General features: G+C 70.2%; 11 protein-coding genes. 6 read left to right on the top strand and 5 right to left on the bottom strand.

Translation table 11 applies throughout. The features are described from left to right. Positions 1 to 142: 142 nt before the first annotated feature. The 3 genes from ACZ68L_RS36125 to ACZ68L_RS36115 all read right to left on the bottom strand — a co-directional run bounded on the left by ACZ68L_RS36125 (position 143) and on the right by ACZ68L_RS36115 (position 2,973). Entirely contained in the window at positions 143 to 1,219 is a 1,077-nt protein-coding gene (locus tag ACZ68L_RS36125) for a S1C family serine protease (protein ID WP_469586000.1), read from the bottom strand. A 300-nt stretch (positions 1,220 to 1,519) separates the two neighbouring features. Continuing rightward, complete coding sequence (locus ACZ68L_RS36120) at positions 1,520 to 2,272, bottom strand: class I SAM-dependent methyltransferase (RefSeq protein ID WP_469585997.1); 753 nt, start codon at positions 2,270 to 2,272, stop codon at positions 1,520 to 1,522. A 101-nt stretch (positions 2,273 to 2,373) separates the two neighbouring features. Next, a complete protein-coding gene (locus ACZ68L_RS36115; RefSeq protein ID WP_469585994.1) occupies positions 2,374 to 2,973 on the bottom strand; it encodes a DUF3043 domain-containing protein in 600 nt (199 codons plus the stop codon). Between the two features lie 296 nt (positions 2,974 to 3,269). On the opposite strand from ACZ68L_RS36115, the gene ACZ68L_RS36110 reads away from it, so the two are divergent. The 5 genes from ACZ68L_RS36110 (at position 3,270) to ACZ68L_RS36090 (ending at position 9,888) form a co-directional block, all read left to right on the top strand. Continuing rightward, positions 3,270 to 4,052, top strand: coding sequence for a PspA/IM30 family protein (locus ACZ68L_RS36110; RefSeq protein ID WP_114248945.1), 783 nt, complete (start codon positions 3,270 to 3,272; stop codon positions 4,050 to 4,052). A 9-nt stretch (positions 4,053 to 4,061) separates the two neighbouring features. Further along, entirely contained in the window at positions 4,062 to 4,340 is a 279-nt protein-coding gene (pspAA, locus tag ACZ68L_RS36105) for a PspA-associated protein PspAA (protein ID WP_469585991.1), read from the top strand. 276 nt (positions 4,341 to 4,616) lie between these two features. Continuing rightward, complete coding sequence (locus ACZ68L_RS36100) at positions 4,617 to 5,876, top strand: sensor histidine kinase (RefSeq protein ID WP_469585988.1); 1,260 nt, start codon at positions 4,617 to 4,619, stop codon at positions 5,874 to 5,876. Then, positions 5,873 to 6,568, top strand: a complete 696-nt coding sequence (locus tag ACZ68L_RS36095) for a response regulator (RefSeq protein WP_469585986.1) — start codon at positions 5,873 to 5,875, stop codon at positions 6,566 to 6,568. Before ACZ68L_RS36100 ends, ACZ68L_RS36095 begins: the two co-directional genes overlap by 4 nt. Positions 6,569 to 6,732: 164 nt before the next feature. After that, positions 6,733 to 9,888, top strand: coding sequence for an efflux RND transporter permease subunit (locus ACZ68L_RS36090; protein ID WP_469585984.1), 3,156 nt, complete (start codon positions 6,733 to 6,735; stop codon positions 9,886 to 9,888). Between the two features lie 85 nt (positions 9,889 to 9,973). On the opposite strand, the gene ACZ68L_RS36085 is transcribed toward ACZ68L_RS36090, so the two are convergent. Both ACZ68L_RS36085 and ACZ68L_RS36080 read right to left on the bottom strand, forming a co-directional pair. Continuing rightward, positions 9,974 to 10,168, bottom strand: a complete 195-nt coding sequence (locus tag ACZ68L_RS36085; RefSeq protein WP_469585982.1) for a DUF397 domain-containing protein — start codon at positions 10,166 to 10,168, stop codon at positions 9,974 to 9,976. Next, positions 10,165 to 10,992: a helix-turn-helix domain-containing protein gene (locus tag ACZ68L_RS36080; RefSeq protein ID WP_469585980.1), complete on the bottom strand. Its 828-nt coding sequence runs from the start codon at positions 10,990 to 10,992 to the stop codon at positions 10,165 to 10,167. The genes ACZ68L_RS36085 and ACZ68L_RS36080 overlap by 4 nt, the downstream gene beginning before the upstream one ends. Before the next feature lie 107 nt (positions 10,993 to 11,099). Here ACZ68L_RS36080 and ACZ68L_RS36075 point away from each other — a divergent pair, with 107 nt between their 5' ends. Continuing rightward, positions 11,100 to 11,450 (top strand): hypothetical protein, encoded by a 351-nt coding sequence (locus ACZ68L_RS36075; RefSeq protein WP_469585977.1) that lies wholly within the window; start codon positions 11,100 to 11,102, stop codon positions 11,448 to 11,450. Positions 11,451 to 11,463 lie beyond the last annotated feature (13 nt).

The raw sequence follows: 11,463 nt of genomic DNA, 5'->3' as shown, positions 1-11,463 counted from the left end.
GTCGGTGGGGGGGCCTTGGGGGGGGCGGCTTTCAATGGGGGGGCCGCCGGGGCGCGGACTTCCCGCCGCCCCGTAAGGGCCGCGGCGCGGCGGCCCGGACGCCTCCGGGCCGGCCCGGAGGCGTCCGGGCCGCGGCCTGAGGTCAGATCTCGCCCAGGGTGACCTGCGCCGTCTTCTGCGCCCCGTTGCGCAGATACGTCACGGTGACCTTCTGGCCCGGCTTGTCCGAGGCCAGTGCCTCCGACAGGGAGGTGATCGTCGTGACCGGAAGATCACCGAGCTTGGTGATGATGTCGCCGGCCCGCAGCCCCGCCTTGTCCGCGGCGCCGTCCGTCGTCACGCTGACCAGTGCCACTCCGGCCGGCTGGTAGTTCGTGTCGACGACCGTGCGACCGACGACGTTCAGCGCCGCCCGGCCCGAGTCGGTGACCCTGCCGCTCTTGATGATCTGGTCGGCGACCGTCTTCACCATCGACACGGGGATCGCGAACCCGATTCCCGGTGCCGCGGTGTCGCCCATCTGCGGGTCGATCGCCCCCAGGGTCGGGATGCCGATCACCTCGCTGTCGAGGTTGACCAGCGCGCCACCGCTGTTCCCCGGGTTGATCGCCGCCGAGGTCTGCACCATGTTCGCGATCGTCGCGCCCGTGCCGCCGCCCGCGCGGCTTTCGCTGACGGTCCGGCCGAGCGCCGAGACGATGCCCTGGGTGACGCTGGAGGACAGCCCGAGCGGCGAGCCCATCGCCAGCACGATCTGCCCCACCTCGACCTTGTCCGAGTCACCGAACTTCGCGGGTTTCAGCCCCTTCGGCACGGTGTCCAGCTTGATGACGGCCAGATCCTGTTCCGGATAGGAGGCGACCAGCGTGGCGCCCTCCACCTTCTCGCCGGTGGCGACGGTGACCTTGAACGTCTTCTCGTTGCCGACCACATGGGCGTTGGTGACGATGTGGCCCTTGGAGTCGTAGACGATGCCGGAGCCCAGGCTGTTGCCGGCTTCGATCTGCACGACCGACGGCAGCACATTTTTGATCACGGCCTGGTAGTCGCTCTGCAGATCACTGGCGGACTGGGTGGCGGAGGCCGACTTGGTGGGATCGGCGCTCGGTGTATCGGAGCTCGCGTCCGAGCACCCGCTCACCAGGGCGAGCGCACAGACACCCGCGGTCAGAGGCAGCAGCAGACGACGTACACGGCTGCGGGAGTGGGAAGCATCCATGTTCGGATTGTCGCTTTTGGTCTCTTTGGTGGCCTCTTGGGGGCGGCCGACCGGGCACACCGCCGGGGCGGGCGAGCCCGGCACGATCCGCACGAGAGGCCCTGAGGGTTGTCCCGTGCGTAATCCCTGGCGGGCGCGCGACGACAGCTACGGCACTTCGCCGCGTTGTCGGAACTGGCTACGGCACCTCGCCGCGTTGTCGGAACGTCCGAATACTTCCCGTATGCGGATGCTCCCCCGCCTTGCGATGCACCGCATCCGACGCCGCGCGCTGATCCACCACGGACTACGGGACGGCCCTCAGCCCCGCACCCCGCACAGATGCAGCAGCGCGGCCACCCGGCGGTACGGGTCCGTCCGCCCGGCCCGGTCCTCCGCGGCCAGCGCCTGCTCCAGTTCGGCGGCGGCCGGCAGTTCCACGTCGTTGCTGACGTCGTCCGTGAAGACGCGGACCCCGTACCAGGCGTGCAGGGGCGCGGCGATCCCGGCGAGCGTGGCCGTCAGGGCGTCCAGCCGGTCGGCCCGGACCGCGATGCCCAGCCGGTTGGTGTACGTATCCGTGTCGAAGGCGGTCAGCGCGGCGTCCCAGTCCCCGGCGGTGCCGGGTCGCATCGCCAGCGCGTCGGCGTTCCGCACGAGCAGCGAGAGCAGTCCGCCGGGGGCCAGCATCCGCGCCAGTCCGGCCAGCATCGCGTCCGGCTCCCGGACGTACATCAGCACGCCATGGCAGAGCACCACGTCGAAGCTGCCGGGCAGGAAGTGCACCCCGGTGTCCAGGCCGTCGCCCTCGATCAGCCGGACCCGCTCACGGATGCCCGCGGGTTCGCTGCCGAGCGCCTCACGGGCCACCCGCAGCATCTCCGCTTCGGACTCCAGGCCCGTGACGGTGTGACCGGCCCTGGCCAGGCGCAGCGCCTGGGTGCCCTGGCCCATGCCGACGTCCAGGACGCGCAGCCGCTGCCCGACCGGGAAGCGGGCGGCTATCTGCTCGTCGAGCTGCCGCGCGACGAGCTCCTGGCGGACGGTGTTGCGTAGTCCGCCGAGCCCCTTCAACCACCCCGGGGCAGCCCCCGAGAACCCGGTGACCAGGGCGGGGGCGGCGCCGTCCGGCGAGCCGGCGGCAGGACCGCCGACCGAGCCGGAGATGTCCGTGCTCAGGGTCGCTCTCCGCGCTTGACCTGCGGCTTCGGCAGTCGGAGCCGACGCATCTGAAGCGTACGCATCAGCCCGTAGGCAACCGCGCCGCGCTTCGGCGTATTGGGGAAGCGCGCGTTCAGCTGCTTCTTCAGGCGGAACGCGAGACCGATCGAGTCGACGACGATCAGCACGATCACGATGAGCCAGAGCAGCAGGGAGATGTTCTGGATGTTCTGCACCTGGATCACGCTGAGGATCAGAATGATCACGGCGAGCGGCAGGAAGAACTCCGCGATGCAGAAACGTGAGTCCACGTAGTCGCGGACGAAGCGCCGCACCGGGCCCTTGTCGCGAACCGGCAGATAGCGCTCGTCGCCACTGGCGAGCGCCTCACGCTGCTTGGCCAGGTCCACACGGCGCGCTTCGCGCTGCCGCTTCGTGGCCTCCTTGCGGTCGAGCGGCGCACCACTGGAGGCGCGACGGCGCTGCGACTGGGCATCGCTGCGCTTGGGGGTGGGGCGACCTTTGGGGGCCTGCGGGTCGCGGGGCTGCTTGGAGAGGTCCGCCGTCACCTTGCCGGTGGGCGCCTTCTCTTCCTTCGAACGGCTACGGAACACAAGGCCCAAGGGTACGGGTTCGATCGCCGGGACCCCAGGCCGGTCGGGAACGATCCGGCAACGGCCTGCGTCCTCGCCGGTGTCCCCAAGGGTTCCGCACGGACGTCGTCACCGGTTTCCCCGACCATCACCTACTCCCTGGGCCGGAGCGGTGACCGGGCGCAGTCGTCCTTGGGGAGGAGCACATCTGTGCTCGAACAGTGCGGTAATAGAGACAGGGCCCGTACTGTGGGTTCTGTTGGAGTGCTGGAGCTCAGTCCGTCAGAAGGGGGCGCGCGAAGCCCATGAGCGGTGTCATGAAGCGTATGGGGATGATCTTCCGCGCGAAGGCAAACAAGGCCCTTGACCGGGCCGAGGATCCGCGCGAGACCCTCGATTACTCGTACCAGAAGCAGCTGGAGCTGCTTCAGAAGGTGCGCCGCGGGGTCGCCGACGTGGCGACTTCGCGCAAGCGGCTGGAGTTGCAGCTGAATCAGCTGCAGGGGCAGTCGTCCAAGCTGGAGGACCAGGGCCGCAAGGCGCTCGCGCTCGGCCGCGAGGACCTGGCCCGCGAGGCGCTGTCCCGGCGCGCCGCACTCCAGCAGCAGGTCACCGACCTGGAGACGCAGCACAGCACGCTGCAGGGTGAGGAGGAGAAGCTCACTCTCGCGGCCCAGCGGCTTCAGGCCAAGGTCGATGCCTTCCGGACCAAGAAGGAGACCATCAAGGCCACCTACACCGCTGCCCAGGCGCAGACCCGGATCGGCGAGGCATTCTCCGGGATCTCCGAGGAGATGGGCGATGTCGGCCTGGCGATCCAGCGGGCCGAGGACAAGACCCAGCAGCTGCAGGCACGGGCGGGCGCGATCGACGAGCTGCTCGCCTCCGGAGCCCTGGACGACCCGACCGGGACGGCGAAGGACGACATCGCCGCCGAGCTGGACCGGATCTCCGGTGGTACGGATGTGGAGCTGGAGCTGCAGCGCATGAAGGCCGAGCTGGCCGGCGGCTCCACCCAGCAGCAGGCGATCGAGGGCGGCCCGCAGGATGCCGCGCAGCAGCAGTCGTCGCAGTCCCCGCACAGGTTCGACAAGAGTTGAGGCGGCGTCATGATCGTACGGATCATGGGGGAGGGCCAGGTCGCACTGGCCGACAGCCATCTCGCCGAGCTCGATGAGCTCGACGACGAACTGCTCGCCGAGGTGGAGCGCGGCGACGGCCCCGGCTTTCGCTCCACCCTCCACGCGCTCCTCGCCAGGGTGCGCGAACTCGGCACACCCTTGCCGGACGACTCCCTGGAGCCGTCCGGGCTGATCCTGCCGTCGCCCGAGGCGACCCTCGAAGAGGTGCGCGCCATGCTCCGCGACGACGGTCTGATCCCCGGCTGACGCCGGGCGTTCTCCAGCTCCCGCACGAGTCGGTGCCCCGTGTCCGGTCCGCCGGACACGGGGCACGGCTGTGTCCGGTCCGGTGGACCCGGCCGGCGGGACCGCGCTCCGGACACGGGGCGCGGGGCGCGGGTGTGCAGGCCGGACCGCGCTCCGGATGTCCGGGGCATTCCGGGTGTCGCGCACTCCAGGTGCTCCGCCGATCCACGTGCTCCGTGCCGATGCCTCCGTACGACCCGGACGATTCCCGCGCGACACGCCGTAACGTAGCTTGACGTGACCACCCTCGGAACCGGGGTTCAGCGCGTCCGGCACTGGCTGCGCGACCATCCCCTCGCGCTGGACGCGACACTCGCCCTGGCCGTGCTCGTGGCCATGATCATCGGATCGTTCGTCGAGCCGAGCGGACCCGGCGGACCCACCTTCGGCACCCGTACGCCCGAGGCGACCAGTGTGTTCCTGATGGTGCTCGGTGCCGTCGCGCTCATCTGGCGGCGGCGGAGCCCCATGCCGGTGCTCGCGGCCACCGCCGCGCTGACCGTCGTCGAGCTGGTGCGCTTCGACCCGCCGGCCCCGGTGGTGATGAGCACCGTGATCGCGCTGTACACCGTCGCCTCCCGCACCGACCGGCCCACCACCTGGCGGGTGGGCCTGCTGACGATGGCCGCGCTGACGGCCGCCGCGATGCTCTTCGGCACGCCGCCCTGGTACAGCCAGGAGAACTTCGGCGTCTTCGCCTGGACCGGTATGGCCGGGGCCGCGGGGGACGCCGTCCGCTCCAGGCGGGCCTTCGTCGACGCGATCCGGGAGCGTGCCGAACGGGCCGAGCGCACCCGCGACGAGGAGGCCCGGCGCCGGGTCGCCGAGGAGCGGCTGCGGATCGCCCGCGATCTGCACGATGTCGTCGCCCACCACATCGCCCTGGTCAACGTCCAGGCCGGCGTCGCCGCCCACGTCATGGACAAGCGCCCCGACCAGGCCAAGGAGGCGCTGGCCCACGTCCGGGAGGCGAGCCGCTCCGCGCTCAACGAACTGCGGGCCACCGTCGGGCTGTTGCGTCAGTCCGGCGACCCGGAGGCGCCGACCGAACCGGCCCCGGGCCTCGCGGTCCTCGACGAGCTGGTGGACACCGTCCGGCGGGCCGGGCTCCCGGTCGAGGTGGCCTGCACCGACCGGCGGCCCCCGCTGCCCGCGGCCGTCGACCTGGCCGCGTACCGGGTGATCCAGGAGGCGCTGACCAATGTGCGCAAGCACGCGGGCCCCGGGGCGAGGGCCGAGGTGAGTGTCGTACGGGTCGGGGCCACGGCCGAGGTGACCGTGATCGACAACGGTTCGGGCGGGGGCGGACGCAACGGGGACGGCGGCGGTCACGGCCTCCTCGGCATGCGCGAACGCGTCACCGCGCTCGGCGGTTCCCTCACCGCCGGGCCCCGTTACGGCGGTGGGTTCCGGGTCCATGCGATCCTGCCCGTCAAGGCCCGCACGGCAGAGCCGGATGAGCCGGGCGCGGCGGGCCGGACGGGGGAGAACACATGACGCCGCCCATCAAGGTGCTGCTCGTCGACGACCAGGCGCTGCTGCGCAGCGCGTTCCGGGTGCTGGTCGACTCGGAGGCCGACATGGAGGTGGTCGGCGAGGCGGCGGACGGCGCGCAGGCCGTGGCGCTCGCCCGCTCGACCCGGGCCGATGTGGTGCTGATGGACATCCGGATGCCGGGCACGGACGGACTCGCCGCGACCCGCATGATCAGCGCCGATCCGGAACTGGCGGACGTACGGGTCGTCATGCTCACCACCTTCGAGGTGGACGAGTACGTGGTGCAGTCGCTGCGGGCCGGGGCCTCCGGCTTCCTGGGCAAAGGGGCGGAACCGGAGGAACTGCTCAACGCCATCCGTGTCGCCGCGGGCGGCGAGGCGCTGCTCTCGCCCGCCGCGACCAAGGGGCTGATCGCCACCTTCCTCGCCCAGGGCGGCAGTTCGGACGGTGACGGACCGAGCGCCGCGGAGTACTCCGACCGGCTCGCCGCGCTCACCGGCCGCGAACGCGAAGTGCTGGTCCTGGTCGCGGGCGGGCACTCCAACGACGAGATCGCCGAGCGGCTCGTGGTCAGCCCGCTCACCGTGAAGACCCATGTGAACAGGGCGATGGCGAAGCTGGGCGCCCGGGACCGGGCTCAATTGGTGGTAATCGCCTACGAATCGGGCCTGGTGCGCCCTCGGGTGGAGTGACGGGTGGAGATACGGCGTACTCCACCTGCGGTATGCGCGGCATAAGAAAGCGACCCTGGGCCGACGCTTTCGGACCCGTCGGCGGGTGATCGTATAGGTGGGTCGGGTCTGTCCTTCAGCCGCCCGCCCATCTGCCGCGTAAGCCACAGAAGAGAGACCCACCCATGTCCTGGCTGTCCAGATTCAGCCTCGCGCAACGGGCCCTGATCGGACTGATCTCGATCGTCGCGCTCGTATTCGGAGCGATCGCGATCCCGCAGCTCAAGCAGCAGCTGCTGCCCACCATCGAACTCCCGATGGTGTCGGTGCTCGCCCCCTATCAGGGCGCGTCCCCCGATGTGGTCGAGAAGCAGGTCGTCGAACCGCTTGAGAATTCCATCAAGGCCGTCGACGGCGTCACCGGCACCACCTCGACCGCCAGCGAGGGCAACGCCGTCATCATGGCGACCTTCGACTTCGGCAGCGAGGGCACCAAGCAGCTCGTCGCCGACATCCAGCAGGCGGTGAACCGCGCCCGCGTCCAGCTTCCGGACTCCGTGGACCCGCAGGTCGTCGCCGGTTCGACGGACGACATCCCGACCGTCGTCCTCGCCGTCACCTCCGACAAGGACCAGCAGGCCCTCGCCGACCAGCTGGACCGCACGGTCGTACCCGCCCTGGAGAACATCAGCGGCGTCGGCCAGGTCTCCGTCGACGGTGTGCGGGACCTCCAGGTCTCCATCACCCCCGACGACAAGAAGCTCAGCTCCGCCGGTCTGAACGCCGCGACGCTCTCCCAGGCGCTCCAGGCGGGCGGCGCGACCGTCCCCGCCGGCTCCTTCTCCGAGTCGGGCAAGAGCCGTACCGTCCAGGTCGGCGGCGCCTTCACCTCCCTGAAGCAGATCGAGGACCTGCGGGTCACCGGCAAGGACCCGGCGACCGGCGAGCCCGGCAAGCCGGTCCGCGTGGGTGACGTCGCCACGGTGAAGCAGGAGCCGTCCAGCGCGGTCTCCATCACCCGCACCAACGGCAAGCCGAGCCTCGCCGTGATGGCCACGATGGACAAGGACGGCAGCGCCGTCGCCATCTCGGACGCGGTCAAGGAGAAGCTCCCCGACCTCCGCAAGGACCTCGGCACCGGCGCCGAACTGACGGTCGTCTCCGACCAGGGCCCCGCCGTCTCCAAGGCGATCTCCGGTCTGACCACCGAGGGCGCGCTCGGCCTGCTCTTCGCGGTCATCGTGATCCTGGTCTTCCTCGCGTCGCTGCGTTCGACCCTGGTCACCGCGGTCTCCATCCCGCTCTCCGTGGTCCTCGCGCTGATCGTGCTCTGGACCCGTGACCTGTCGCTCAACATGCTCACGCTCGGCGCGCTGACCATCGCGATCGGCCGTGTCGTCGACGACTCGATCGTGGTCCTGGAGAACATCAAGCGCCACCTCGGCTACGGCGAGGAGCGCCAGTCGGCGATCATCACCGCGGTGAAGGAAGTGGCCGGTGCGGTCACCTCCTCGACCCTCACCACGGTCGCCGTCTTCCTGCCGATCGGTCTCGTCGGCGGCATGGTCGGCGAACTGTTCGGCTCGTTCTCGCTGACCGTCACCGCGGCCCTGCTGGCCTCCCTGCTGGTCTCGCTGACCGTCGTCCCCGTCCTGTCGTACTGGTTCCTGCGCGCCCCCGAGGGCAGCACGGAGAACCCGGACGAGGCCCGTCGCAAGGCCGAGGAGAAGGAAGCCCGCAGCCGGCTCCAGCGGCTGTACGTCCCGGTGCTGCGCTTCGCGACCCGGCGCCGTGTCACCAGCATCGTCATCGCCATCGTGGTGCTGTTCGGCACCTTCGGCATGGCCCCGCTGCTGAAGACCAACTTCTTCGACCAGGGCGAGCAGGAGGTCCTCTCCATCAAGCAGGAGCTGGCCCCCGGCACCAGCCTGGCGGCGGCCGACGCGGCGGCCAAGAAGGTCGAGAAGGTCCTCACCGGCGACAAGGGCGTCAAGGACTACCAGGTCACCGTCGGCTCCTCCGGCTTCATGGCGGCCTTCGGCGGCGGTACGGGCTCCAACCAGGCCTCGTACCAGATCACGCTGAAGGACGCGGGCGACTCCGAGGCCGTGCAGAAGCGTCTGGACACGGAGCTCCGCAAGCTCGACGGCATCGGTGACACCACCGTCTCCGCGGGTGGCAGCTTCGGCAGCCAGGACCTCAGCGTCGTGGTCAAGGCCGCCGACGCGGACGTCCTGAAGAAGGCCTCCGAAGAGGTACGGGCCGAGGTGGCCGGGCTCAAGGACGTCACCGACGTCCAGAGCGACCTGGCGCAGAGCGTCCCGCGGATCTCGGTCAAGGCCAACGCCAAGGCCGCGGAGGCCGGTTTCGACCAGACCACGCTCGGCGCGGCCGTCGCCGGAGCGGTGCGCGGCACCCCGTCGGGCAAGGCGATCATGGACGACACCGAGCGCGACGTCGTCATCAAGTCCGCCCACCCGGCGACCACGATGGCCGAGCTGAAGAACCTCTCGCTCGGCCCGGTCAAGCTCGGTCGGATCGCCGATGTCGAACTGGTCCCCGGACCGGTCTCGATGACCCGGATCGACGGCCAGCGCGCCGCGACCATCACCGCCAGGCCCGTCGGTGACAACACCGGCGCGGTCGGCGCCTCGCTTCAGACGAAGATCAACGCTCTGAAGCTCCCGGACGGCGCCACGGCCACCATCGGCGGTGTCTCCGAGGACCAGAGCGACGCGTTCATCAAGCTCGGCCTGGCCATGCTGGCCGCGATCGCGATCGTCTTCATGCTGCTCGTGGCGACCTTCCGGTCGCTGGTCCAGCCGCTGATCCTGCTGGTCTCCATCCCGTTCGCGGCGACCGGAGCGATCGGCCTGCTCGTGGTCACCGGCACCCCGATGGGCGTACCGGCGATGATCGGCATGCTGATGCTGATCGGCATCGTGGTCACCAACGCGATCGTGCTGATCGACCTGATCAACCAGTACCGGACGCAGGGCATGGGCGTCGTCGAGTCGGTCATGGAGGGTGGCCGTCACCGGCTCCGTCCGATCCTGATGACGGCACTCGCGACGATCTTCGCCCTGCTTCCGATGGCGCTCGGCGTCACCGGCGAGGGCGGCTTCATCTCGCAGCCGCTCGCCGTTGTGGTGATCGGCGGCCTGGTCACGTCGACGCTGCTGACCCTGCTGCTCGTGCCGACGCTCTACGCGATGGTGGAGCTCCGCAAGGAGCGCCGCGCGAAGAAGAAGGCGCTCAAGCGCGCCAAGAAGGCCGGCGTGCCGGCCCCGGCCGAGCCGGAGGAGACCTCCTCCGAGGAGCCGGAGCCCGCGACGGCCTGACCCGCCCGGCATGACAAGGGGCCTGTCCCACACGAGTGTGTGGGACAGGCCCCTTCGGGTTCCGCTTGATGTTCGAGCGCTGCTGCTACTTGAGCGAGGAGACGAACGCGCCCCAGGCCGCGGCCTGGACGACGAGCGCGGGTCCGGCGGGGTTCTTGCTGTCGCGTACGGGGACGACGCCGGGGAAGTCGTCGCTGATCTCGACGCATTCGCCCCCGTTCGTGTTGCTGTAGCTGCTGCGGCGCCAGTGGGCGGTGCTCAGCTCGGGGGAGTGGGTCATGGTCGGTAGCCCTCCATCGCGGTCCGGATCAGTTCCGCCGACTCGGCCAGGGGGAGGGAGTTGGCGCGCAGTACCTCGTACTGCCGCCGCCACTTCTTCACCGCGGCCGGATCCTCGTAGAGGTGACCGGCCTGAATGCCCTCCTCGTACGCCACCGAAGTGCCGTCGGGCAGGTTCAGCAGAGTCAGCGCGCCACCCAGCAGCGAGTGTGGACCCGCACCGAACGGCATCACCTGAACCTTACTGTTCGGCGTGTCCGCCTGCTCCAGCAGCGAAGCCAGTTGCTCACCCATGCAGGCAGGGCTGCCCACCTGCCGCCGTAGCACGGCCTCATCGATGATCGCCCACCGGAACGGCGGCTTGTCCGAACGCTGCCGCTCCTGGCGGGACATGCGTGCGGTGACGCGTTCCTCGACCTGTTCGTGGCTCAGGTCCTCCTGGCAGCGGAGCAACCCCCGCGCGTACTCCTCGGTCTGTAACAGCCCCGGCAGCGCCTGCGCGCCGTACTGCTCTATCACCTCGGACCGGAACTCGAAGTCCATGTACCGCTGGTACTGGTCGGGGTGGATCTCGCGCCGGGCGAGCTCGTAGAGCCCATGGAAGTGATCATCCGTCCCGAAGGCCATGTCCAGCCGGCTGGGAATGTCCGGCGGCGGCATCAGGTCGGCCGTCTCGATCCGGGCCAGCGTGCTCTTGCTGGAGTTCACGATGCCCGCGAGCTGCACGAGCGACAGGCCCGCCCGCTCGCGGTGGCGGCGCTGCTCGGAGCCGAAGTAGTGGCGGGCGGACAGATAAGGGGTGAGCGGCTGGGGCTTGAACGTCACGGTGCGTGCCTTTCGGGTGTCCCGTTCCCAAGGCCGGGACAGTGGAGCCCTGTTGGGGCGGAGTTCCCCAGGGCGACGATGGCGGCACACACCGTAACCACCCTCTCGTGCGGAGCACCAGAGGGCCTGCTCCGGAGGTAGCGACCGACATGATGTTCGACGGACAGGGCCGGGCCCTGCGACTGCTCCCGTGGACCAACGAGCGCGGCGGCCCGTGCTGGCTGAGCGCGGCGAACCCGGACAGCCGCCTCTCCCGGATGGCCGACGAGCTGGAAGACGACATGATCGCTTCGGCCGAATACGTACTGGCCGAGGCCCGGGAGCTGTTGGCGGAGACCGTGGTGGGGGAGCAGGAGCTACGGTTCGCGGGCACCCGGCTCGCCGAGTCGCTGGGGGACACCCTGCGGATCGCGGAGAGCCGGGGCGGGCGGCTGGAGAGCGGCGGGAACGCGGGCTGACAGCGGGGCGGTG

Source organism: Streptomyces sp. NPDC104309, from assembly GCF_055584025.1.
This window is presented reverse-complemented; position numbering and strand designations above follow the sequence as displayed.